At 42.6% G+C, this 23672-nt stretch carries 22 protein-coding genes and 1 pseudogene; 4 read left to right on the top strand and 19 right to left on the bottom strand.

All coding sequences use genetic code 11. The annotated features are described in order from the left end of the window. Window positions 1-216: 216 nt before the first annotated feature. From WA256_RS05040 to WA256_RS05055, 4 genes are all read right to left on the bottom strand, one after another. Window positions 217-1035, bottom strand: coding sequence for a nuclear transport factor 2 family protein (locus WA256_RS05040; protein ID WP_335989437.1), 819 nt, complete (start codon window positions 1033-1035; stop codon window positions 217-219). A gap of 71 nt (window positions 1036-1106) precedes the next feature. Then, the gene (locus WA256_RS05045) at window positions 1107-1847 is read right to left on the bottom strand and encodes a ferredoxin--NADP reductase (RefSeq protein ID WP_062565402.1); all 741 of its coding nucleotides are present in this window, start codon (window positions 1845-1847) and stop codon (window positions 1107-1109) included. A gap of 210 nt (window positions 1848-2057) precedes the next feature. Further along, a complete protein-coding gene (gene deoD / locus WA256_RS05050; RefSeq protein ID WP_335989442.1) occupies window positions 2058-2759 on the bottom strand; it encodes a purine-nucleoside phosphorylase in 702 nt (233 codons plus the stop codon). Next, entirely contained in the window at window positions 2759-3988 is a 1230-nt protein-coding gene (locus WA256_RS05055) for a phosphopentomutase (protein ID WP_130151981.1), read from the bottom strand. The genes deoD and WA256_RS05055 overlap by 1 nt, the downstream gene beginning before the upstream one ends. Window positions 3989-4179: 191 nt before the next feature. On the opposite strand from WA256_RS05055, the gene udk reads away from it, so the two are divergent. From udk to WA256_RS05070, 3 genes are all read left to right on the top strand, one after another. Then, the gene (gene udk / locus WA256_RS05060; protein WP_054553619.1) at window positions 4180-4809 is read left to right on the top strand and encodes a uridine kinase; all 630 of its coding nucleotides are present in this window, start codon (window positions 4180-4182) and stop codon (window positions 4807-4809) included. Window positions 4810-4827: 18 nt separating this feature from the next. Beyond that, a complete protein-coding gene (locus WA256_RS05065; RefSeq protein ID WP_054563193.1) occupies window positions 4828-6051 on the top strand; it encodes a NupC/NupG family nucleoside CNT transporter in 1224 nt (407 codons plus the stop codon). 157 nt (window positions 6052-6208) lie between these two features. Beyond that, the gene (locus tag WA256_RS05070) at window positions 6209-6940 is read left to right on the top strand and encodes a substrate-binding periplasmic protein (protein WP_335989451.1); all 732 of its coding nucleotides are present in this window, start codon (window positions 6209-6211) and stop codon (window positions 6938-6940) included. On the opposite strand, the gene WA256_RS05075 is transcribed toward WA256_RS05070, so the two are convergent. The 15 genes and pseudogenes from WA256_RS05075 to WA256_RS05145 form a co-directional block, all read right to left on the bottom strand. Continuing rightward, complete coding sequence (locus WA256_RS05075; protein ID WP_253048936.1) at window positions 6937-7632, bottom strand: substrate-binding periplasmic protein; 696 nt, start codon at window positions 7630-7632, stop codon at window positions 6937-6939. The two genes, WA256_RS05070 and WA256_RS05075, sit on opposite strands and share 4 nt — an antisense overlap. Before the next feature lie 172 nt (window positions 7633-7804). Beyond that, on the bottom strand, window positions 7805-8014 hold the full coding sequence (locus tag WA256_RS05080; RefSeq protein ID WP_004587186.1) for a cold-shock protein: 210 nt from the start codon (window positions 8012-8014) through the stop codon (window positions 7805-7807). Window positions 8015-8214: 200 nt separating this feature from the next. Continuing rightward, window positions 8215-8919: a hypothetical protein gene (locus WA256_RS05085; protein ID WP_251602164.1), complete on the bottom strand. Its 705-nt coding sequence runs from the start codon at window positions 8917-8919 to the stop codon at window positions 8215-8217. After that, on the bottom strand, window positions 8907-9656 hold the full coding sequence (locus WA256_RS05090) for an iron transporter (RefSeq protein ID WP_335989461.1): 750 nt from the start codon (window positions 9654-9656) through the stop codon (window positions 8907-8909). The genes WA256_RS05085 and WA256_RS05090 overlap by 13 nt, the downstream gene beginning before the upstream one ends. Further along, window positions 9640-9960 carry a cupredoxin domain-containing protein gene (locus tag WA256_RS05095; RefSeq protein ID WP_082422995.1) on the bottom strand — a complete coding sequence of 107 codons (321 nt, stop codon included), beginning with the start codon at window positions 9958-9960 and terminating at the stop codon, window positions 9640-9642. The genes WA256_RS05090 and WA256_RS05095 overlap by 17 nt, the downstream gene beginning before the upstream one ends. Window positions 9961-9979: 19 nt before the next feature. Continuing rightward, complete coding sequence (locus WA256_RS05100) at window positions 9980-11290, bottom strand: ATP-binding protein (protein ID WP_130167461.1); 1311 nt, start codon at window positions 11288-11290, stop codon at window positions 9980-9982. Beyond that, window positions 11290-11949, bottom strand: a complete 660-nt coding sequence (locus WA256_RS05105) for a response regulator transcription factor (RefSeq protein ID WP_063528423.1) — start codon at window positions 11947-11949, stop codon at window positions 11290-11292. Before WA256_RS05105 ends, WA256_RS05100 begins: the two co-directional genes overlap by 1 nt. 3 nt (window positions 11950-11952) lie before the next feature. Then, window positions 11953-12600, bottom strand: a complete 648-nt coding sequence (locus tag WA256_RS05110) for a tetratricopeptide repeat protein (protein ID WP_062565412.1) — start codon at window positions 12598-12600, stop codon at window positions 11953-11955. Window positions 12601-12620: 20 nt separating this feature from the next. Then, window positions 12621-13397, bottom strand: a complete 777-nt coding sequence (locus tag WA256_RS05115) for an SDR family oxidoreductase (protein ID WP_054563176.1) — start codon at window positions 13395-13397, stop codon at window positions 12621-12623. Beyond that, window positions 13394-14083, bottom strand: a complete 690-nt coding sequence (locus tag WA256_RS05120) for a TenA family transcriptional regulator (RefSeq protein ID WP_205989601.1) — start codon at window positions 14081-14083, stop codon at window positions 13394-13396. The genes WA256_RS05115 and WA256_RS05120 overlap by 4 nt, the downstream gene beginning before the upstream one ends. A gap of 12 nt (window positions 14084-14095) precedes the next feature. After that, a pseudogene (locus WA256_RS05125) lies at window positions 14096-15553 on the bottom strand (AMP-binding protein); the annotation flags it as partial. Continuing rightward, window positions 15550-16191 (bottom strand): thermostable hemolysin, encoded by a 642-nt coding sequence (locus WA256_RS05130; protein ID WP_442961418.1) that lies wholly within the window; start codon window positions 16189-16191, stop codon window positions 15550-15552. The gene WA256_RS05130 and the pseudogene WA256_RS05125, both read right to left, overlap by 4 nt. Before the next feature lie 186 nt (window positions 16192-16377). Further along, entirely contained in the window at window positions 16378-18537 is a 2160-nt protein-coding gene (locus tag WA256_RS05135) for a S46 family peptidase (RefSeq protein WP_335989466.1), read from the bottom strand. A 123-nt stretch (window positions 18538-18660) separates the two neighbouring features. Further along, window positions 18661-19545 carry a GTP cyclohydrolase FolE2 gene (gene folE2, locus WA256_RS05140; protein WP_269408568.1) on the bottom strand — a complete coding sequence of 295 codons (885 nt, stop codon included), beginning with the start codon at window positions 19543-19545 and terminating at the stop codon, window positions 18661-18663. An 11-nt stretch (window positions 19546-19556) separates the two neighbouring features. After that, entirely contained in the window at window positions 19557-20888 is a 1332-nt protein-coding gene (locus WA256_RS05145; RefSeq protein WP_335989469.1) for a dihydroorotase, read from the bottom strand. A 433-nt stretch (window positions 20889-21321) separates the two neighbouring features. Here WA256_RS05145 and WA256_RS05150 point away from each other — a divergent pair, with 433 nt between their 5' ends. Next, window positions 21322-23487 carry a M3 family metallopeptidase gene (locus WA256_RS05150; RefSeq protein WP_335989470.1) on the top strand — a complete coding sequence of 722 codons (2166 nt, stop codon included), beginning with the start codon at window positions 21322-21324 and terminating at the stop codon, window positions 23485-23487. Window positions 23488-23672 lie beyond the last annotated feature (185 nt).

The raw sequence follows: 23672 nt of genomic DNA on the forward strand, positions 1-23672 counted from the left end.
CAGGTTTATCCCGCGTCATAGGCGCTAGGACGCGATGTAAAATCGCTGCTACCTCGAATCTCGCATCTCATATCTCGCATCTCGTTACTCGTACCTTTACTCTCGCTAACTTTACTCTCGCTAACTTTACTCTCGCTAACTTTCACCTTTCCCCTTGTAACTCGCTAACTTGTAACTTGACCCCATAAAAAAAGAGCAGCTGGGCTGCTCTTTTTTCTAACGGAAGAATAACACTTTGGTTATTTTGCCATTTTCTATTTTGTAGCTGGTAACGAACTCAGAGCGCTTGTCGACGACTTTAGGGTCTTGTGTACAGGTTTCAGACAGTTCGTGATCAATCACGATGTTGCCAAGTACAATGCGTTTAATTGGCGATGATTTAATGCACTTTAGCTTTTTAAACATGATGCCGTATCGTGCAATGAGTTTTTCTTTACCGGTGAACATCAACTCATTCGGGAATGTATAAAACTCAACGTTTTCATCGTACATCTTAATAAAAGCATCAATGTTACGAGCATTATAAGCTGCAATCAGCTGTTCAATCACCGCCATCGATTCACGTGACTGACGTGCTTTTTCTTGCTGCTTCGCTGTTAGTGCTTCTTTAGCTTGGTTAACGGCTTTTTCTGCTTCTGCAACGGCTTGCTGTTTTTCGGCAACTGTTTTTGGTTGCTCTGCAGGTGCAGGGGTTTGTGTACCGAGTACTTTGCTATCATCAACTTCTGCAAGCGCTTTTAAGGCTGCGGCTGTCGCTTTTTGTTCGTCGCTGCTTGTGGTTGTTTCACTCGTTGCCTTCGCAGCTTCTTCAGCTTTTTCTTCTACTTGAGCGGCTTCTACAGTCGCTTTTTCAGTTTCAGACGCTGATTTTTGCTCTGTAGCTGGCTTTTCTTCAATAAACTCTAAGCTAGGTACGTCCTTCTTTTCGACTTTTTGTTCATTGCTCGTTTGAGGTTGGGTTTGTTCGGTGGTTTCGTCACTTGCAATTGACTGCCAAGAGAGTAATAAACTGATTGCAAAAAATAACGGTTTCATACTTTTCCTAAATGCATCATTCCTGATTTGAGGCGCTAAGGTAGCAAATTCTAGCTGTTTGGCATAGTTTTTTACCAATATTGCTCTACTGTGATCTGCCCTGGTTCACGGCGTCTGTTGCGGCTAAAACCAAGCTCTAACAAAATAGCCGTAGTATCTTTTACCATTTGTGGGTTACCGCAAATCATAAATTGTGCGGTATCAGGTACAGTTGGGCGCCCTATTACATCAAATAAACGATGATCTTTAATTACGTCTGTGATCCGGCCATTAAAACCTATTGTGGCTGACTCTCGGCTGACTACAGGCGAATAGTAAAGATTTGGGTACTGCAGCTGTAGCGCTTTAATGCGTTCTTGATAACTTAAGTCCTCGTTAAGACGAACTCCATGCACTAAATGAACATGCTCAAACTTTTGCCACACTTCGCCCTGCTCTAATATTGAAATAAAAGGCCCAAGCGCAGTACCTGTACTCAGCATATAAAGCTGCTCACTGCTTGGTACTTCATCAAGGGTAAAAAAACCTGTCGCGCGGCGCTCTATAGTCACAGAGTCACCCGGCTTTAATTGTGCGAGTTGTTGAGAAAGTTGACCGTCTTTGACATTAATAAGATAAAACTCGAGGTCGGGATTGTTCGGCGCATTCACATAAGAATATGCACGAGCTACACGTTTATCACCTACTTGCATCGCAAGCTTTGTAAACTGCCCCGCCGTGAATGGCTCAACATCGGCATTAACGATTAAGCTAAATAATGAGTCGGTCCACCATTTAACGTCTTTTACCTTAGCTTCAACCCAATTAGACATACACATCCTCAATTATTGTTCCTCTATTAAAAGTGGCAACAGTTAGTTGAATTTTCAAGTTTTAAGGGGCGGTTGCGAGATGCGGGCAGGATTTTACGCAGGTAAACTTGTAGCTATAAAAAAAGCCGCATAAATGCGGCTTTGAGGTTAGTCTCACTTCACTTTGGGCGTGTTTCCAAATTTCAGTGAATACGTTACCAAGGAACTTATTTAAATTGATTCTAAAGCAATTTTAACCATTTCGTTAAAAGTGCTTTGGCGCTCTTCGCTTGGTGTCGCTTCACCAGTGATTACGTGGTCACTCACAGTAAATAGTGCCATCGCTTTTGCGCCGTATTCAGCAGCTACGCCGTACATGCCAGCTGTTTCCATATCAACAGCAAGTACGCCTAGCTTGTCTAATTCTTGATAGAATGTGTTATCTGCTTGGTAGAATGTATCTGTTGTAAATACATTACCTACTTTCGCTTCAATGCCTAATTCTTTTGCTGCGTTTACGCCGTTAAGTAGTAAACCAAAATCAGCAATTGCGGCAAAGTCGTAACCGCGAACGCGCGCACGGTTTACGTTTGAATCTGTGCTTGCACCTTGTGCAAAGATAACGTCACGGATTTTGATATCGCTACCAATACCGCCACAGGTACCAATACGGATTAGATTTTTAACGCCGTAACTAACGATCAATTCACGGGCATAAATTGACATTGATGGAATACCCATTCCAGAGCCCATAATACTAACTGGTTTACCTTTGTAGGTACCGGTAAAACCATACATATTACGAACGCCTGTTACTTGTTTTGCGTCATCTAAAAAGTTTTCAGCAATGTATTGAGCGCGAAGCGGATCACCCGGCATTAATACCGTTTCTACAAATTCGCCTACATTGGCGCTGATATGAGGAGTACTCATTATTGGTTTCCTTTTTTGTTCGCTAATAGCTTGTCGTTAAAACTATCACCGTATTCAAGTGCAGGAAGATTAAACCACTGGGCAAGGGTTTGACCTATGTCTGCAAAACTAGCTCGTTCTCCAAGCGGGGTGTTTGTCATGCCCGGTTGGTATGCAAGTACTGGCACGTATTCACGTGTATGGTCAGTGCCTGCTGCTGTTGGATCACATCCGTGATCGGCTGTGATAATTAACACATCATCACTATTTAGCTGATTTAAGATGGTCGGTAGGTAATCATCAAACTCTTTTAATGCTTTAGCATAGCCAACTGCATTACGGCGATGACCGTACTTTTCATCAAAATCAACTAAGTTTGTAAAAATCAAACTATGCTCAGGTGCGCTTGCAATCACTTCTGAGGTTTTCTCAAGCAAGTTCATTAGCCCTGGCGCTTTGTGTTTTTGGGTGATGCCTTGGTGCGCATAGATATCGGCAATTTTACCAATACTGATCACTTCACCGCCGTCTTGCGATAATTTATCAAGCAAGGTTGGCGACGGTGGCAACACCGAATAGTCACGACGATTACCTGTGCGGGCAAAATCGTCACGGCTCGAACCCAAAAATGGCCGCGCAATCACTCTTCCTATGTTCATTTCATCAAGCAGCGCCCGTGCGATTTCGCAAACCTGATAAAGTTTCTCCAGTCCAAATGATTCTTCGTGCGCGGCTATTTGAAACACGCTATCAACTGAGGTGTAGCAAATCGGCATACCGGTTTGCATATGTTCTTCACCTAGCTGTTCTAAAATGGTTGTTCCTGAGGCATAACAGTTACCTAAAATGCCAGGAATCTCAGCGCGAGCAATTAGCTCATCAACAAATTCTTGTGGAAAACACGGCTGTGTATTAGGGAAGTAACCCCAATCAAATAACACAGGTACACCGGCCATTTCCCAGTGCCCTGAAGGCGTGTCTTTACCACTTGATAACTCTTTAGCGTAACCCCATGCGCCAATAGGTGCTTGACGGTCACTAACTAAACAAGGCTCTTTGCCTGCGGCTTCGCATGCATCAGCTAAACCTAAACGGGTAAGATTAGGTAGCGATAAGTGCTCACCAGTTTCTTCTGCATAGGCTTTAAGTAAATGAGCAAAGGTATTTGCGCCTACATCACCAAACTTCTCTGCGTCAGGTGCTGCGCCAATTCCTAGGCTATCTGCCATTAAGATGAGTGCTCTTGCCATGGGTACCTCGTTATCAATATGTGAATACTTTATATGCTCTTCGAATTTTTGGTACAGGACATAAGTCCTGTTTCATAAAACAGAAACATTATAAATTTGCATCTCTAAGCGAAGCAAAAGAGATTAATCGTGTCTTTTTTGCTATTGTGATCTACCTAACAATGTTTCCTTCTGTGTGGGCGAGAACTTTAGTGACACGAACAATTATAGCTATTGCTGGCGCATCTGCGTCGGGCAAGTCTCTTTTTAGCAAGACAATTTATAACGAATTAGTCAATGAGCTTGAACCGGGCGCGATCGCAGTGATCGAAGAAGATGCTTATTACAAAGACCAGTCGCATTTGCCGTTTGACCATCGAACGCAAACCAATTACGACCATCCTGATGCTTTCGAGCATGAGCTTTTGCATGAGCACTTACTTCAATTGCGCGCTGGAAAATCAGTAGACGTACCAACTTATGACTATGCAATGCATACCCGTAGCGATGAAACGCGCCGAGTAGCACCTGCAAAAGTACTTATCGTTGAAGGTATTTTGCTATTGAGTGATCCGGCACTTCGAAAAGAATTTGATATTAAGGTGTTCATTGATACACCGTTAGATATCTGCCTTATGCGCCGTATGCAACGAGATATGGAGCAGCGTGGCAGAACATTACAGTCCGTTGTTGATCAATATCAAGCGACAGTGCGACCTATGTTTTATCAGTTTATTGAGCCATCAAAGCACAAAGCTGATCTCGTAGTCACACGCGGCGGTATGAATCGCGTTGCCATTGATATAATTAAAAGTAAAATAAAATATTTACTGCAACAATAACAACGGGAAACAGTCAGTATGACAACATTTATGAGCTTAGTAGGCATTGTTGTGCTACTAGGCATTGCTTTTGCGGCTTCAACGAACCGTAAAGCAATTAATTTAAGAACTGTGGGCATCGCCTTTTTACTTCAAGTGTTAATTGGTGGCTTTGTCTTGTTCTTCGAAGTGGGCAAAAACGTACTGGCAAGTATGTCTCGAGGAGTCTCATCAGTTATTGGTTATGCCAATGACGGGATTAGCTTCTTATTTGGCTCACTGGCATCGCAAGATACCTTAGGGTTTATTTTTGCGATACAAGTATTGCCCGTTATCGTGTTCTTCTCAGCATTGGTTGCTGTGTTGTATCACATCGGGGTGATGGATTGGATAATCAAGATTCTAGGCGGTGGCTTACAAAAGCTATTGAAAACCTCGCGCCCTGAATCGCTTTCTGCAACCGCCAATATTTTCGTTGGCCAAACAGAAGCACCATTGATTGTTAAACCATTTATCGCCAGCATGACTAAGTCAGAGCTATTTGCGGTAATGGTTGGTGGCCTTGCTACTGTAGCCGGTTCTGTTATGGCAGGTTACGTAACAATTGGTGTAGAGCTTAAATACTTAATTGCAGCCAGCTTTATGGCGGCACCAGGTGGTTTCTTAATGGCAAAAATGATTGTGCCAGAGACCGAAACACCGAAAGAAGATTTAGCTGATTTAGACGTACAAGAAGAAAAACCGGTTAACGTAATTGATGCAGCCGCATCAGGTGCCGCAAACGGTATGCAACTAGCACTTAACGTAGGTGCGATGTTACTTGCTTTCGTAGCACTTATTGCACTTCTAAATGGGTTATTAGGCGGTATTGGTGGTTGGTTTGATCATCCAACATTAACGCTACAAGAAATTTTAGGTTACGTATTCGCTCCAGTTGCATGGTTATTAGGTGTACCGTGGAACGAAGCAGTAATCGCAGGCAGTTTTATAGGTCAGAAGGTTGTAGTTAACGAATTTGTTGCTTACCTCGACTTTATTAATTATCGCGATACGTTAAGTGCGCACACACAAGCGATTGTCACATTCGCGTTATGTGGGTTTGCTAACTTATCATCGATAGCAATTTTACTAGGTGGATTAGGCGGTATGGCGCCTAGTCGGCGAAAGGATATCGCACGCTTAGGGCTCAGAGCAGTGTTAGCAGGATCTATGGCTAACCTCATGAGTGCAGCAATTGCAGGTTTTTTCCTCTCGCTAGCTTAGAAACTTAATGAGATGAGCCGTAGTTGCAAAACAATAGGATAGGACTTTAAGGGGTTAAAGGTCTATCTGACTTGAACGATACTTCACCAAGGGCCGCAAGGCCCTTTTATCGTTTTATGTGCTAAGATTTAATTACTAAGTCCTTTTAAGTACATAAATGAACTATTTACGACTTTATTTGCTAATTCTTTTCTTTAGTTGGCCAGCACTGAGTAAGCCGACCCTAACCGTTGTGACTGAACTGTCGCCACCTAATCAAACTCTAATCAATAACCAAGTTGCCGGTGAGAGCACCGAGCTTGTGAAAGCAATTTTTGCTAAAGCTAATTTGAACGCGAATATAGAGCTTTACCCTTGGGCCCGTGCTTACAATATGGCACTGAAGAAACCGAATATCTTTATTTATAGTATGGCGAAAACTGCTGAACGCGAAAAACACTTTCATTGGATTGGTGAAGTGGCAACCTACCAAATGGGCTTTGTGAAGCTGAGCTCTCGCAGCGATATAAACATCACAGCAAACGAGCAAGCAAAACAATATAAGATAGCGGTTCAGCGTCATGATTTAGCGGCGCAGCGCTTAACAGAGCGTGGTTATACTGTGGTATATACCTCTGATATCAATAAGTCGTATCAACTGTTGATGTCGGGCAAGGTTGATTTAATCATTGATGATAAGAACTATATTGCAGCTATGGCTGAGCAATTAGCGCTGGATGAAACTCGTTTCAGCTTTGCTCATGCAATCGACTTTTTAACCATGAAAGGCTATCTTGCCGCAAATATTAATACCGACCAACGTTATGTCGATGCCTTAAAGGCTGCGTTTAATGAGGTGATTATGACACCAAGATACAATGCAGTGATGATGCTCGCGCAGCGACCTTAATTCGCCTTATATTGCTCAATATAAGTCTCTAATAACCCTTGTTTACTGAGCTTGTCATAACTTGCCTGTAATCGGCTTACAAGCTCTTCGGGTAAGGCCTTATTTAACGCTAGAAAGTTACCAACCGTGCCATTAAGTGGCAACTCAACCAACTTAACCACTTCTCTACCTTGGTGACCATACTGCATTAATTGGTATTTAAACGACAGCTCTGAGCCAATAATGAGCTCTATTTTATTTTTGAAAAATAAATTAATACACTCGTAATAGTGACTCACTTTAAGAAGGTTTTTATCACCTTCAAAGCCAATGCTTTCTACAAACTTTTCGTAAATACTATCTCTTACTACGCACAGGCTATGATCTTTCACTTGCGATAAGTCGATGGGATTAATGCGGTCATTTGATTGCAAGCGATAAAAAAAGTTACGAGAGGAAGCCATTGGACCAACCCACTTGAATAACTCTTCACGGTCGGGAATACGTGCTGTAGAGACCAGACCTGACAGCGGCTTTTGCTGAGCTAAGTGATACGCCCGAGACCAAGGTAAGAGCTCGAATTGGCATTCAATGTTTGCATCAACGCACATTGCTTTAACAAACTCGAGGTTTATGCCTTCTAAATGCCCTTTATTTGAGAAGTTATACGGCGGAAATTGCTCGGTGTAGATGGTGACACTATCTTTTGCCAATACTACAGGTGCAAAGCTTAGGCATGCTAACAACAAATATTTTAAGATAATTAATACACTCTAATGACATAGCTGCATTAAATATAGAAATATTCACTAGCTCAGTCAATTTTTAGGCATAAAAAAAGCAAGCCGTAGCTTGCTTCTTCTTAACTTTTACTAAAAGTAAAAATTATAACGGAGTGATGTTATCCGCTTGAGGACCTTTTTGACCTTGTGAAAGAGTGAACTCTACACGTTGGCCTTCAGCTAAAGTTTTGAAACCTTCGCTTTTGATAGCGCTGAAGTGAGCGAAAACGTCTGGACCATTTTCTTGCTCGATGAAACCAAAACCTTTAGATTCGTTAAACCACTTAACTGTACCTGATACGATGTTAGACATAGTATTATTCCTGATATAAAAAATTAAACATGCCCTAGTGGGCGGGTGTAGCAAAAAATGAGATGGTACTTAAAAACTTCAGGACGGTACTACAAGTATTACTTATACAACAACGAAATAAAGATTTATTAATTACACGCTTTCTTTCTAGCTGGTGCCCACTATATAGAGTTAGTTTGATAAGTCAAACACTATCGACATTAAAATTCAAACTCTAAAGCCAAGCGAAAGCTATGATCTTTGCCTGATTGGCTAAGCTCACTAATAAAACCTGCTTCCCATTTTAGCTGGCGTTTAGGGCTAAATCTGTGTAAGCCAGTAAAGCCAGGACCTACTCCAATAAAGTCCTCACCCGCGTATATTTCGATCGATGGTTGAAAAGCCGAACGATAGCGATAACGATACTGTAAGCGAAACTCACTTTCCCACTCGTTTTCAATATCAGCCCCCCATTCATACACTAAAAATGCGTTCATAGTCAGGCTTGTACGGCCAAACTCTTTTTCCCATAAAAAGCCGGTCGTTGCTTCGTATGCATCGAGTGTATGCTGTTTTTCAAGCTCAAATAATGCTCCCCAATCGGCCCACAAACGACCTTGCTCGACCAATTGCCAACGTAATTCTACTTCATACGAAGATAAACCAAAGTCACCGTTATCATCGCGCTCGCCAACTAAGTAGCCCTCAAGGCTCATGGTGTCGTTAATTGCGCCGCCAAAGCCTGCACGCTGTGCAAGCACATTACCGCTATCAGTTTGCCTAGACACCAAACGCCACTCAACTTCGCGCTCAAAAGGCAATACATAAGGGTGGTACACTTTATCAACCACCATGCCATCAGCCTGAGCAACTTGGCTAATACTTAATAAAAACAAGCAACTTAAACTAACTATTAAGAACCGCATACTGGCTCCTTGGTCTTTTTAGTTTTTAAAACGTGGGCTAAAGCGATAAACCCCAACGTAGCAACGACATACACCCATAGCGCGGTTTTACTCGGCGTAGCTTCGTAGCCCACTAAGGCTTTTAATACGCGCCCAAGCTCTGAGTTTTCAATTAAAAACCCACGCCAATCTAAATAATTTGAGGTCACATCGAGTAAATCGATCTGACTTGCTAAATCAATAAATATCAATAGCTTTGCCGTTGCATTTAAGGCAAGCAACACAACCAATGGCTGCTCGCCTACGCGCTTAGCAATACTCTCAAGCAAAAAGAACAACAACACGCCAAAGCTAATACAAATGCCCACACCTAAAGATGTACCCAGTATCAATGGCTCAGCAGTATCTTTACTGTGCCAAAAACTGACTAAATAAATCATATAATGGCTTAAATACAACGTCATGGTTGCAATCAAGGCCAGCGCAGCCGCTATGCTTCGTTGCTGACAGCTAATTAATGCAGCGATAAAGATGACAATACACAGTAGCATTTGAATAAACTCTAAGCCTCTGTGATCAAATAACTGACTCAGCCAAGCAGCGCCTTGCACAAACACTAAGCTTAGTAGCGTACCAATCACTGCATAAATACTCAGTTGGCGCTGACTTAAAGGCACAATTAAACTCAAAAGCACGGCTAAAATCACCACAGGCAAAAGCTGATTAATGCTCATTAATAAACTAGTTATCAGCATCATTCACCTCCGTAGCCACGACAGTTCCTCTGGCTGTATTAGGCGAAAATTCACCAAAAAAGTCATAACGCCCAGGGCTGAGCGGTCCGATATAAATGACACTCGTCCGACCTGGGTAGAGTACTTTTTCACGGTTTAAGTCAAAGCTATCGAACTCTTCTGGCGTGTCATCTTGGTTTTCGATGAGTAAACGTAGCTTTTTATTGGCAGGAACTTTAATTTCAGCTGGGTAAAACAAGTGATCTTTTAAAATCAGCTTGTACTCTTTGGCATAGGCAAGCCAAGACGACATACATAGTAACAACATAGAAATTGCCAAAATCCATTTATTCACTGACATCTCCTTGCATAAAAGAGACACTCACCCGCAAGCCACCAAGGTGACTGTCAGCTAAAGCAATATCAGCGTTATAAATCGAAACTATATGTTCAACAATGGCCATACCAAGCCCGGCTCCTTGTTCACCAGAGGGATGTTTATCGCCACCCACACGGTAAAAACGGTTAAAAATACGCTGTTTTTGAGCTTCATCAATGCCGGGGCCCGAGTCATCTATTTGCCAGATAAAACGATTATTTTCGGTTTTCAGAGTAATACAAATCTCTCCCGCAGCTGGGGTATATTTTATGGCGTTACTCAGTAAATTGCCAAACAAAGTAACTAAGGTGAATTCGTCACCGGCGATGATAAAATCATCGCCATCAATGCTAATTGTGTGCTCTTTTTCGTCAATACGATCATAAAGTTGTGAGGCAACCTGCTGGCTAATTTCTAACACCGACACAGGGCTAAATTGCGCTTGCCATTGCTCTGGATAGGTACGCCCCAAAATCAGCATTTGTTCAACTATATTGCTCAGCTTATCAACGCCTTTTTCCATCGCATCAAGCTCAACACTCTCAACACCTTGAGCCACTAAATTATGCACATTGATTTTTAAACTACTGAGCGGAGTACGCAGTTCGTGGGCCGCATCAGAGGCAAAAAAGCGCTCTCGTAAATAGGCACTTTCAACCCGTTTGAATAGATCATTTAAGCGGCTAATTACGGGTTTTATTTCTTGCTCTGGGGTTTGCCAAGGAATAGCTGTAAAGTCATTTGCTTGACGATGTTTGAGTTGATTTGATAACCGAGTTAGTGGCGCAAGCCCTTGTTTTACAAACACACTAATAAGGAGAGCAAGGATAGGCACACTCCATAACAGCGGCGTCATGGCCGACAAAATCACAGTTTCGGTTAGCGCCACACGTTTGCTCAAAGGCTCTGCAATAAGTACTCGCTTATTGCCTTCGCTTAAGCGATACACTTTGACTCGTTGCCCAGCCAAGTTCTCAACACTAAACCCTGTTTGCCACTGACTTTGATTACTAAGATTTTGCTGCAATGATTTTGAGCTTGAGGCCAAGCTATCATCAACCCAAACTTGAAACAATAACTGCGGTAAATCACTGGTATAAGCTGGGGTTTCTTTACTGAGTGGCTGCTCGATTAACACATGTGCCAGCGTTACCAGCTCGTTATCGAGCAGTGCTTCAGCCTGATTCATACTTTCACGGTAACCTTTAGTAAATGCCAAAAAGCAGGTTAAGATCACCATAGACAATATAAGTAGAGTCAGCCTTTTACGAATTGACACTAGCGTTTACCCACCACATAACCAATGCCGCGCAAGGTTTTAATAAACTCTTTTGGGAATTTTTTACGCAAGTGATGAATGTGTACTTCGATGGTATTAGACCCCACCTCTTCGCCCCATTCGTACAGTTTACTTTCTAACTGCTGTTTTGATTGCACGCGACCTTGGTTTTCTAGCAAGGCTTTAAGGAGCATAAACTCTTTGCGCGGCAAGTTTACTGGCTCACCTTGAAAGCTCACGGTAAAAGCGGCGGTGTCCATTTCAACATCACCAACTTTTAAAGTGCTGGTTTGTGCTTGGGTCACACGCCTGCTGGCAACCCGAAGACGGGCAAATAATTCTGCGGGATCAAAGGGCTTTGCTAGGTAGTCATCAGCACCTAAATCAAGCCCCATGACTTTATCATCAATACTACCCCGAGCAGTTAAAATCACCACGGGCAGGTTTTTACGATGCTTTTTGATGTGTTTTAAAATGTCGATACCATCACCGTCTGGTAGTCCTAAATCAAGGACTACCAGCTCAATTTCATCATTTTGCAGCCATTGCATCGCTGACTTAACGGTCGAACTATGTTCAACACTGTATCCTTGTTGACGTAAAGAGCGACACAGGCCTTCTGCCACTAAATGGTCGTCTTCAACGAGCAATAAATGCATAGTTTATCTCTTTATTTTTTTCTCTACCTTAGCCAATAGTTTAGTAATTTCTTGTTGGCGGTAAAGATCTGCTTTGGGTCTTTCAGGGCGCGCTGGCGCTTGCTGTGCAACCAATAAAAACTCTCTAGCTGATTTATACTTGCGCTCGTCATACAGGAATGACGCATATAAATAGTTGCTATCGATACCACGCGGGTTTAGCTCAAGCGCTTGCTTAAACAGTTTTTTCGCTTCATCGTCATCACCAAAACCAATAGGCCAACCTGGTACTTTACCGTATAAGGTTGCAAGGCTTGTGTATGCCGAGCCATCAAGCGCTTTTGGATCTAGGCTTAGCGCTTTTTCAAATTGTGCTTTCGCATCTTTTGCAAGACCTAGCGCGCCTAAGCCCCCTTTTGCACCTGCATAGCTCGATAACACAATACCGTACCAAATATGGCTGGCTGCTTGCTGGTCGTTGGCTTTGCTAAACTCTGCGGTTTCGCTCGCTAACTTTTCGAATGCATCTAACTGCGCATCGTCAACTAATTCGTAATTAACCACTGCCCACTGCTTTTGCACCGAACTTAAATCGCTATTAAAGTCGGCTTTTGCAGGCGCAGCCATGATAACACCTAACATCATTAGGGCTTTTAAATTTAGTTTAGTCATAATCATTCACCTTGATCAATTTAGTTGGCAAAAAAACTTTTAATTTTAGGAAGTTGTTTTGCTATTGCGTTATCAACGAGTGATGGAAATGCGCCGTTAATACGGGCAAATAATGTTTCTGGAAAACCAATAAAACGACGACGTTTTTTTGATTTAATTAAATCTATTAATGCATCAGCCACTTTTTCTGGCGGATCCATGGTGTTACCCAGCTCTTTGTTCATCGCGCGTACTTGCGGCGAATTAATCGCGGTATCGGTGGCACGAGGCGCTAAATACAATACTTTCACATCGCTGTGGCTGAGCTCTCTGGCAAGGGCTTCGGTCATCCCTCTTAGGCCAAACTTGCTTGCGCAGTACAAGGTTTGATACGGATAACCAATGCTGCCAAACGATGAACCAATATTGACAATCGTGCCTTTATTGCGGGTCACTTGAGGTAAAAACAGCTGACACAATTTAATAGGCACATGCAGATTAATATTTAACAGGTGATCAATTTGCTGTTCGCTAATTTCACTAAACCCCTGCATTACATTAACGCCTGCGTTATTGATTAGTAACGTTGCCCCGCCAATTTGCTGAGCAAACTTAGCTAGGTCATCGCGAGATTCGCTGTTACTTAGGTCAGCCTGAAAATACTCAGCATCATTGCCACATTCCAATTGCAGTGCAGCAAGTTGCTTCACATTTCGACCAACAAGTAATAAACGCCAACCTTCTTTTGCAAGGCGAAGGGCAATAGCACGGCCAATGCCCCCTGTTGCACCGGTTAGCACACAAACTGGGCTACTCATGCGCTTTGCTCCAAGTCAGCCTCGCTAAAGAAAGGCTCGATATCGAGGTCACGGAAAATATTGCCGTACAATTTATAAAAACATTTTGCGGCGTGAATGATGGCTTGCTGGTCGTCCTCGTTATCAATTTTGTTCATGAGGTTTTCGAAAAACTTCACATGCTCAATATCCAGTGCACCGTGCGAAGTAAGGTAGGTAAACGCCTTTTTAGGTAAACCTACAACCTCACGGATTTGCCCTGCCGCATTATCGGCTAATGCAATCGAGGTACCTTCGAGCACATGAACCATGCCAAAGAATGCTAATGGGTTTCCGCGATTAATTGCATCATAGGCATACGACACCATTAATTCGGTCGAAAACTGTGGACGAGAATGACGCACTTGCTCTTTATCAAAACCACAGGCTGCAATATCGTTTAGCACCCATTCTTGGTGGCCTAACTCTTCTTCGATGTATTCTGCAACAGCTTCGCGCAGCCACTCTTGTTTATCGCTCAGCTTTGCACCGACTGCCATCAACAGTGGTACTGTGTGCTTAACATGGTGATAAGCTTGCGTTAAGAACGATGCATATTCACTTAGGCTTACTTCACCTTTAAAAACGCGTCCAATAATCGGCGCAGCTAATAGGTAGTCACGTTCTTTCTGTGTTTCGGCTTGTAATGTATTGAAAAATTGACTCATGCTGGTCGCCTCTTGGTAAAGTGCTGAAATTTCTTTAGCAAAAAATTGATTAATAACATCGCGTTTAGGGCGATTATTGCTGGTTAATAAACCTTGCGTGTGGCTCATAGGCTCTGTCATTCGATGCCACTTTCTGATCTGTGCGTATTCGGGTAGTTGCGCATTTTGTGCACTAATATGGGTAGCAAGTTCAGCGTCATTCATCGCTTCGTTTGCATAGATAAGCGCGGCTAAAAATGCCTGACCTTCGCCAATCACCACCGCTTGTTGTACCTGGCTGTGGCTAAGCAATAACGACTCTGGCCACTCGGCACTGATATTGCGCCCAAAGCTGGTGATCAGCTGATTTTTCAAGCGGCCCTGAATAACCAAGCGACCTGCTTGCTCAGTAACGAGATCACCGGTTGCATACCAGTCATCAGCATCTTGTGCTGCTTGACCTAAATACCCCAAAAACAATGAGCCTTTGATATAAAGCTGGCCATTTTCAATTTTGTATTGAATGTGCTTAAGTACTCGCCCTGCGGTGTCAATGTCATCATCATCGCGAGTGTTTAAACTCACCACCGATGAAGATTCAGATAAACCATAACCTTGATAAACTGGCAAACCGAGCTCACGAGCTTGCTTAATAAGCGCTTGGCTTACAACTGCGCCACCTACTGCAATAAACTTTAAGCTTTTAGGTGCTTGCCAGCCTTGCTTTGCAAAAGCCACTAAACAAGTCAGTAGCTCAGGCACTAAAATAAGGGTGTTTGGCTCAGTACGTTCAATTGCGGCTATTAATTTATGTGGTTCAAGTAGCTGTGCACCTGAAAAACCAAGTTCAGCTAAAAGCACTAAGTTAACCGTGCCACCCGCTAATAGCGGCGCATACACACCGGCTAAATTCTCAAGCAAAACAGGTAGCGGCAGTAAACATAAATGGTTTGGTTTTTCTAAACCAATGCTTTGATAAAGTGATGTTGCCACCTGCAATTGGCTTTCAAGCGATAAACACACGCCTTTTGGTGTGCCCGTTGAGCCAGACGTAAAGGTAATCTTTTGCGTGTTTGCAAAATATGGCACAGGCTGTGTATTACTCAATTGGTAAACATATAAAGGGTAATGCTTACATACATCTACTAACGCCACTAATTTAGCATGCTCGCCTTCGTAAGCACGGTCACAAACAAATAAACCTGCCCCACTGTTTTGTAAACCAAACGCAATTTGCTGAGCAGTAAAAAACGTTGGTAGCGGAATAGCCACTCTTTTAAGCTCGCTAAGCGCAGCTTCTAATACACACCAAGCAGGTGTGTTATCTAATTGATAAGCCACCCCTTGGGCATCAAATTCTGCCAAGGTAGGTAGCAAGCGAGTCACTTGTTCAGTAAATTCTTGTTTAGTTAGTGAGCGCACACCATCGCTTTTGTGGCAAACCATTAAGGTATCGCTATCTTTATGTGGTAACTGTGTTAACCAACTCATAACGCCTCCAAAAATACAGCAAGCTCAAGCGATGACTGTAAACACTGCTGTTTGATATTGAATAAAACGGGGGTATTTAATACACGCTGATGAGCTTCGTTTAGGTCAACCACACAGATGGTTGGTTGATTGTCGTAATAGCTACCCCAGCTTGCTGGATCTTGAAGTGCTTGCGCATTTGCAACACCGATTTCTTTGCAATTGACACCCAGCATTTTTAATAGCGCTCTCACTTTGCGGGTTGCACAAAACACTAAATAATTTGCTCCTGCTTGATAGAGTGCTTCGTTCATTAAAACAAAATGTGCCAAGGTGGCTTTTCGATGCGTTGAGCATAAATTACCTAGCTCAAAAATGTGCTCACGCTTGGCACCAACAAAGTGCTCAATAGACGCAGGGAGGTATTGTTCAATAAACAAAGGTTGTGATGCAGAGCGAAGGCCTAAGGTACATACTTCATCATCAACATTAAGCTCACAAAGAAGCGGCATGAACTGCGAAATTTTCGCGTCATAGGCTGCAGCAAAACCTTGCTTAATATTACGCTCGAGGCGGTCACGAAATTGGCCTCCTTCACGCATGCAAACAAAGGCAGGCTCTTGAACTTGAGTTTGATGTGATTGTTGAACTGAAAGCATAATTGTTCGCTCCACTTAGGTTATGTGTAAAATTTATCGAGCGAAACTTAAATAAAACTTAAGAAAAATTAATTTTTATAAATATTTTTCAACCTTATGAAATTCAGTACTTTTATTTTTATAAAAAACAAAAATGCCAGTCTGTTAGACTGGCATTTTAATGCTTAAATTAACCTTAAACTTAGATTACTTAACGATAGTCATCTCTTTAAGTAGGTTTTGAGCATTATCAACTTTATCCATCACCCACAGCATATATCGTGAATCAACGTGAATTGAGCGATTTAAATTTTCATCGTAATCCCAATCACCAATAATGCTTTCGTAAACACCATCAAATAACAAACCAACGAGCTCAGCATTACCGTTTAGCGTTGGTGAACCTGAGTTACCGCCTGTGGTATCTACATTCGATAAAAAGTTAACCGGAACCGTATTCATACCGCCGGTGTAATCACCATAAAGCTTTTGCTTAATTAACTCGTTTTGTTTCTCTGGTGAGTTGAATGGTTCAACACCAGTGTTTTTAGCAAGTAGTCCTTCTAAAGATGTAAAGGGGGTTGCCACTAAGCCATCTTGCGGTGAATAGCCGCCTACCGTACCGTAAGTTACACGCAGGGTGCTGTTAGCATCAGCATAAACTGGCTTATTAAGTGCCTTGTTATAAGCGATGATTGCTTCCATTAATGCAGGGCGAGCAGCTTGCTGTTTACCAGCCAGTTCTTTTTTCGCATCTTCAATATCTTTTGTGACTGCAAATATTGCATGCGCATACTGAATGAATGGATCGCTACTTTGCTTTAACTGAGCAAGGTCAAGATCTGCCATCCATAAACGTTTGCTTTCATCTGCAAGAACCGATTTAGCATACATATCATCAAGCAAGGCTTGCTGTTTTTGTTTATCAAAACCGTTTGTTAGGCCAAGTGCTTTATCAACCTCTGCAACTCGCTCGTCTTTAGGTAATGCAGCGTATTGCTCAATAAAGTACAGTAAAATAGCTTTATCAACGGCTTCATCATAACGACGGCTCATGCTTTTTAAACGAGACTCGATACGTGGCATATCACGCTCTTGATAACCGCTTTCGCGCTCAGCATCTGGCTTTTGTTTCTCGTAAGCTAAACGGTATAAACGTCGAGCAGTTGAGATCATTTGCGAGCGGTGTACGTAACCTAACATGCGGTCGCGCTGGTTATGCTCTTGCGACTGTGCAACTAGCGCAGATAAATCAGCAAGTACATGTCCGTATTTGGCTTTGCGCTTACTATCTTCATTGATCCATGCAGTGAGATCTTTTTCGAATTGTTGCTTACGGCTATACATTGACCCTTTATTGAAACTCTCAATCATTGAGCCATAGTTTTTAATATAGTTGTTGTAACCCGCAATCGTGCTTTCATAAGCGATACGTGCCTCTGAACCTTCAGGCGCATTTTCTTCAATTAACGAGACATATTTAGAGTTATATTTACGCGCTAATGGGTAAGCTGTGTTAAACACGTAATCAACTTCAGGCGAAATACGGTAACGGTTTGTGCTGCCCGGATAACCGGTAACCATCACAAAATCGCCTTCTTGAACACCTTTAGCGCTTACTTTTAAAAACGCATCACTTTGGTACGGCACGTTATCTTCTGAATATTCAGCTGGCTTGCCATCTTTGCCAACATACGCGCGATAGAACGAGAAATCACCTGTGTGGCGCGGCCACATCCAGTTATCGATATCACCGCCGTATTTACCTACGCCCATAGCAGGGGCATACGCTAAACGTACATCTTTAATTTCTAGCGATTTAATAAGGTAATACTCAAGACCACCGTGGAAAGTATACACATTACAGCGGTAGCTCTTGTCTTGCTCACACTCACTAACAAGTGCTTTTTCATTTGCTTGAATTGCATCAAAACGTGCTTTACCGGTTAGCTGTTCAGTCCCTTTATTTACTTTATCTGTAACGTCGGTTACTTGCTCTGTTACAAAAACACGAGAACCCGGCGCAGCTGGGACTTCTTCGCCTGTTGTTTTAGCTAAAAAGCCATTTTCTAAAATATTGTTTTCGGTAGTCGAGTTATATTGAATCGAACCATAGGCACAGTGATGGTTTGTGACAACTAAGCCTTTTGGTGAAACAAACGAAGCTGTACAGCCACCAAGGCTAATTACCGCATTCATCGGAAACTCTGTTAATTTTGAAATTGACTCTACATCAATGCTCAAGCCTTTCGCTTTTAACACTGATTCAAGCTCTGGTAGCTGGTGAGGTTGCCACATGCCTTCGTCGGCAACAGCAACATTTGCTACAGCGAGACCCACTGCAGCAGCAATAAATTTAAAACGCATAGTCGTCCTTTATATTATTATGTTTATCATTTTTAGCGCTCGTATCATTATCATTGTGAAAATGAATAGCAATATTTTGCGACCGCTAATGTCAAAATTTGTAAACCATTTTAGGTTCATGGCCTAATACTTAGACTCATAAACCACGGCATTGTGGCCATGTAAGCTTTCTTGGTGTTCAACCTTAAACTGGTAATCAGCAATACTCGGCATGGTTTCGAAGCACTGCTTCAATCGCCTTGCTGCATCTTCGCAAAACAGTAAGTTTTTTGCGTTAAGGGCAGCAAATGCTTGTTCATCTTCACGCTTTACGGCGGTTTGTACTGGGGTGCCTATGGCTTGCTCACATACTGTGATAAAGCCGCTAATATCAGGTAGCTTTTCACTACTAAAAGTGACATCGACATACGCATAAGAGCGCTGGCTATGGGGAGTTGCAATTGAGCCCTGTTCACTTGCAAGCCAATTGAGTAAAGAGGCTTTATCTATATGCTCATCACTAAATTGCTTATCGACTGCCTCGCTCAAAAGCTGCCTCGATAATGCCGCTGAACACGGGCACGTGCTACTGTAGGCAATATCGACTTTTAAGTTAATGGTGAGCGATTGCTTCTTAGTAATCGTTAAAACGACAGGGTAAGCATTGTATCCGGCATGGTCGCTAAGTAGCGCTGGTTTTAGCTGTGGTAAATCAAAATGCAGCACCAGTTTTGCGCCTTTACTTAAGCCTTTTTGTGATGCTAAAACAGCCTGCATAAACTCGTTAACACGTTGACTCGTTAAGCTTTGTTTAGCCAATTGCTGATTAAGTAATAAATATAGACGCGACATATGAATGCCTTTAGCATCACTATCAAGGCTAACAAACACATCAGCTTTGGTATTCAAGTGCACATCAACATGAGTTTGTGCAAGCTTCAAAGGCAATGCTATTTTTTCCATGCCGACCCATTTTAAAGGTGACTGAAAATCTACATTAGAGTGCGAGGTAATATCGGGTAATTGCATATCGACTTCTTTTAACGATTGAATGTTAAGGCCATAGCGGCCTGTTTGTGCGGGGTCACTTGTTGCCCATCAAAGACACACTCACCATTTACAAAGGTATGTGTTATTCGGTGTGAAAAAGTGATGCCATTGAAAGGAGTCCATTGGCATAAGTAATGTGTGTTTGTATGCTCAACGTGCTTTTCTGCGTTTGGGTCAACCAGGACTAAATCAGCAAAGTAGCCTTCTCTGATAAACCCCCGCTCTTTGATAGCAAATCGCTTTGCCACGTTATGCGCTGTTTTTTCAACGACTTGCTCAAGGCTCAACGCACCACGTTTTACCTGTTCAAGTAACGACAGTAATGCATGTTCGACTAATGGCAGACCAGCAGGGGCAGCGCTGTATTGTTGCTGTTTTTCTTGCCAAGTATGAGGGGCATGATCGGTAGCAATGATATCAATGCGACCATCGCGTACTGCTGCGAGTAGCGCTTGGCGGTCCTGCTCTGATTTTATGGCAGGGTTACATTTAATTTGATTGCCATAGTTTGCGTAATCATCTTGGTTAAACCACAAATGATGCACGCAAGCTTCGGCAGTTATGTGCTTTTGCTCTATGGGTGCGTTACTAAATAGCTCTAGTTCTTTTGCTGTTGTAAGGTGTAAAACATGTAACTGTGAGCCATAGCGTTTTGCCAGCGATACGGCATAGGATGAAGATGCATAACACGCTAACTCATCGCGAATAAATGGGTGATGTTCGATACGTAACTCACCATAGCGCTTTGCTAAACGGCGCTGATTTTGTTGAATAACTTCGCCTTGCTCACAATGGGTGGCAATGAGTACTGGGCTTTCCCGAAAAATGGCTTCAAGGGCATGAGGGTGTTCAACCAGTAAATCGCCTGTTGATGCCCCCATAAACACTTTAACACCACATACACTTTTGGCATCAAGAGCTTTAATTTCATCGAGGTTGTCTGGGGTTGCGCCAAAGTAAAACGCATAATTCGCAGCGCTCGTTTGCGCTGCTATCGCGTATTTATCAGCAAGTGCTTTTGCCGTGGTAGTCGATGGTGAAACATTAGGCATTTCCATAAAGCTTGTAATACCACCTGCCACTGCGGCGGCGGATTCACTGGCGATCGTGCCTTTGTGGGTAAGGCCTGGCTCTCTAAAGTGAACTTGATCGTCGATCATGCCAGGTAATAGCAACAAACCGCTTGCATCAATTACCTTATCATTGGCCTTAGCACTGATATCTGCAGCAATTTCAGCGATTCGATCACCAACAATTCTTACATCATTTAATGCGCGCTGCCCTTCATTAACAACGCAGGCGTGTTTGATTATGATAGCCATATGACTCCTTGCTTATTCAGCAACATTTGCAACTTATCGTAAAAAAATGCACTCCATGGCAAGATTGATTGCAGACTGAATTGTTACAATATAACATACCACAAAGTTTTTATTTGGACACTGTTATGAGTCAAAAAGATCAATTGGGTCGGGCTATTTAAGCTGTAAAGTTATAAGTGGCTTTCCGATCTTAGAGAATTTTAACGGCTTATCGCAGCCAATAATCACCTTATCGCAACGTATGAGGTCAATTGTAATAAGACACAGTATGCTGGGCTCATTGATCACATGGTGATACCTGCCTCATATAATTGATTTTTTGTAGCATCTTTTTGTAATTCGCTTTAACTGCTATATAAATCAAGAGCTTATAAAGCGTAAGTGCAAGGTTATATCGACACAATTTAATTTTAAAAATGACAAGAGAAAAACTATGAAACACCTAATCGCAACCGCGATCAGTTCTGCGCTGTTACTCACAGCCTGTTCAGAACCTCAAACAACAACATCAACGCCTAAATCAGAGCAATCAGCACCTGTTGCTGCAAAAGAGCAAGCTAACCCACTGTTTGTGAAAAGCGTATTACAATACGAAACGCCTGATTTCAGTGCGATTAAAGATGAACATTTCATGCCGGCATTTAATAAAGGCATGTCTGAGCAAATGGCTGAAGTGCAGGCTATTATCAACAATCCAGCAAAGCCTGATTTTGCCAATACGATTGTTGCGCTCGAGAAAAGTGGTGAGCTATTAACACGCACACGCAGTATTTTTTATAATCTAGCGGGTACGGATTCAAACCCGGCACGTCGTGAATTACAAAAAGAGTTAGCGCCAAAACTAGCGGCTCATAGCGACAACATTTTCTTAAATAAAGCACTTTTTGAGAAAGTAGCGGCTATTCACAGCGAAGCTGACAGCCTCGCCTTAACTGCTGAAGAAAAGCGTTTATTAGACGTTTACTACAAACGTTTCGTGCGTGCTGGTGCAAAATTAAGTGCTGAGCAAAAACAACAAATTCGTGATATCAATACAAAGCACTCGAGCTTAACAACTCAGTTCTCACAAAACTTATTAGCGCTGACTAACACAAATGTTGTTTTAGTGGATGACAAAGCAGATCTTGAGGGCTTACCAGCAGGTCAAATTGAGCAGCTTGCCAATGCCGCAGCAGAGGCTGGCCATCCAGGCAAATACCTAATTAAGATCACAAACACCACGCGTCAGCCTATTCTGGCAACACTGAAAAACCGTGATTTACGTGAAAAAGTATGGCGTGCATCGGCTGAGCGTGCATTATCGGGCGAAAATAGTAACCGTGATATCGTGGCAGAACTTGCTCAGTTACGTGCTCAAAAAGCGAAACTATTAGGTTACGACAGCTGGGCTGATTTTGGTTTAGAGTCACAAATGGCGAAAAAACCACAAGCTGTATTTGATATGTTTGCGAGTATGATCCCTGCATTAATGCAGAACGTCAACGCTGAAGCGGCGGCTATTCAAGCTAAGATTGATGAGTCAGGTGAACAATTTAAATTACAGCCATGGGATTGGTTATTCTACGCAGAGCAAGTGCGTAAAGATAAATACAACCTTGACGAAAATGCAGTGAAAGAATATTTCGAGTTCAACCGCGTTTTAGAAGACGGCGTATTCTTCACCATGAACCGTTTATACGGCATCACCTTTAAACCACGTAACGATATTCCGGTTTACCACCCTGATGTAAAAGCCTATGAGTTATTTGATGAAAATGGAAAGAGCTTAGCCATTTTCTTTGCTGACTACTTTGCTCGTGAAGGCAAACGTGGCGGTGCATGGATGAGCTCATTCGTTAAACAATCTGGCCTTAAAGAACAAAAGCCTGTTGTCGTAAACGTTATGAACATTCAAAAAGGCGCGAATGGCGAACCTACGCTTATCAGCTACGATGAAGCAACAACGATTTTCCACGAGCTGGGTCATGGCTTACACGGCATGTTCTCAAACGTGAAGTACCCGACTCTATCTGGCACCTCAGTATCACGCGACTTCGTTGAGTTCCCATCAACATTTGAGGAAGATTGGGCCATGTACCCTGAAGTTATCGCTAACTATGCAAAACACCATAAAACTGGCGAGCCGATTCCTGATGAGCTACTGAAAAAAGTAATTCAATCACGTAGCTTCAACCAAGGTTTTGATACCCTAGAGTACGTTGCAGCTGCATTACTTGATATGGAGTGGCATTCACTTTCTGCTGATGCACCATTACAAGACATTGAAAAGTTTGAGCAACAAGCGCTTGCAAAACATGGTGTTGATGTACCGTTTGTACCACCACGTTATAAGTCAGCCTTCTTCTCACACTCAATGGGCGGCGGTTACTCAGCGGGTTACTACGCTTATATGTGGAGTGAAATCTTAGCGGCAGACGCCTTTGCATATGTTCAAGAGCAAGGTGGTTTAACTCGCGAAATGGGTGAAAAATACCGTAAAGAAATTTTAGAAGTGGGTAACTCACGTGACCTTATGGAATCGTTCAAAGCATTCCGTGGTCAAGAGCCAGACACGTCAGCGTTATTAAAACGCCGCGGCCTAAAAGCAACGGTTCAATAGTTTACCTTAAGCTCTAAGCTGTAAGTCAGAAATGTGGGGTTATCGAGTATTGATGACCCCACAAAGATAGTAAAAAGAGCTGTCAGCCGTCAGCTATCAGCGTTCAGACGCGCGAAACAAGTTTCACGCCTACAAAAAGGCGCTAGGCTCTAGGCTCTAGGCGCTAGGACGCGATGTAAAATCGC

The organism is Pseudoalteromonas sp. CH_XMU1449-3 (assembly GCF_037027245.1).
Lineage (GTDB): Bacteria > Pseudomonadota > Gammaproteobacteria > Enterobacterales > Alteromonadaceae > Pseudoalteromonas > Pseudoalteromonas shioyasakiensis.

Excerpts from the sequence above, each read along its gene's own strand:
- WA256_RS05040 (WP_335989437.1), bottom strand. The coding sequence starts at position 1,035 with ATGAAACCGTTATTTTTTGCAATCAGTTTATTACTCTCTTGGCAGTCA.
- WA256_RS05045 (WP_062565402.1), bottom strand. The coding sequence starts at position 1,847 with ATGTCTAATTGGGTTGAAGCTAAGGTAAAAGACGTTAAATGGTGGACC.
- deoD (WP_335989442.1), bottom strand. The coding sequence starts at position 2,759 with ATGAGTACTCCTCATATCAGCGCCAATGTAGGCGAATTTGTAGAAACG.
- WA256_RS05055 (WP_130151981.1), bottom strand. The coding sequence starts at position 3,988 with ATGGCAAGAGCACTCATCTTAATGGCAGATAGCCTAGGAATTGGCGCA.
- WA256_RS05065 (WP_054563193.1), top strand. The coding sequence starts at position 4,828 with ATGACAACATTTATGAGCTTAGTAGGCATTGTTGTGCTACTAGGCATT.
- WA256_RS05070 (WP_335989451.1), top strand. The coding sequence starts at position 6,209 with ATGAACTATTTACGACTTTATTTGCTAATTCTTTTCTTTAGTTGGCCA.
- WA256_RS05080 (WP_004587186.1), bottom strand. The coding sequence starts at position 8,014 with ATGTCTAACATCGTATCAGGTACAGTTAAGTGGTTTAACGAATCTAAA.
- WA256_RS05085 (WP_251602164.1), bottom strand. The coding sequence starts at position 8,919 with ATGCGGTTCTTAATAGTTAGTTTAAGTTGCTTGTTTTTATTAAGTATT.
- WA256_RS05090 (WP_335989461.1), bottom strand. The coding sequence starts at position 9,656 with ATGATGCTGATAACTAGTTTATTAATGAGCATTAATCAGCTTTTGCCT.
- WA256_RS05095 (WP_082422995.1), bottom strand. The coding sequence starts at position 9,960 with ATGTTGTTACTATGTATGTCGTCTTGGCTTGCCTATGCCAAAGAGTAC.
- WA256_RS05105 (WP_063528423.1), bottom strand. The coding sequence starts at position 11,949 with ATGCATTTATTGCTCGTTGAAGACGACCATTTAGTGGCAGAAGGCCTG.
- WA256_RS05110 (WP_062565412.1), bottom strand. The coding sequence starts at position 12,600 with ATGACTAAACTAAATTTAAAAGCCCTAATGATGTTAGGTGTTATCATG.
- WA256_RS05115 (WP_054563176.1), bottom strand. The coding sequence starts at position 13,397 with ATGAGTAGCCCAGTTTGTGTGCTAACCGGTGCAACAGGGGGCATTGGC.
- WA256_RS05120 (WP_205989601.1), bottom strand. The coding sequence starts at position 14,083 with ATGAGTCAATTTTTCAATACATTACAAGCCGAAACACAGAAAGAACGT.
- WA256_RS05130 (WP_442961418.1), bottom strand. The coding sequence starts at position 16,191 with ATGCTTTCAGTTCAACAATCACATCAAACTCAAGTTCAAGAGCCTGCC.
- WA256_RS05135 (WP_335989466.1), bottom strand. The coding sequence starts at position 18,537 with ATGCGTTTTAAATTTATTGCTGCTGCAGTGGGTCTCGCTGTAGCAAAT.
- folE2 (WP_269408568.1), bottom strand. The coding sequence starts at position 19,545 with ATGCAATTACCCGATATTACCTCGCACTCTAATGTAGATTTTCAGTCA.
- WA256_RS05145 (WP_335989469.1), bottom strand. The coding sequence starts at position 20,888 with ATGGCTATCATAATCAAACACGCCTGCGTTGTTAATGAAGGGCAGCGC.
- WA256_RS05150 (WP_335989470.1), top strand. The coding sequence starts at position 21,322 with ATGAAACACCTAATCGCAACCGCGATCAGTTCTGCGCTGTTACTCACA.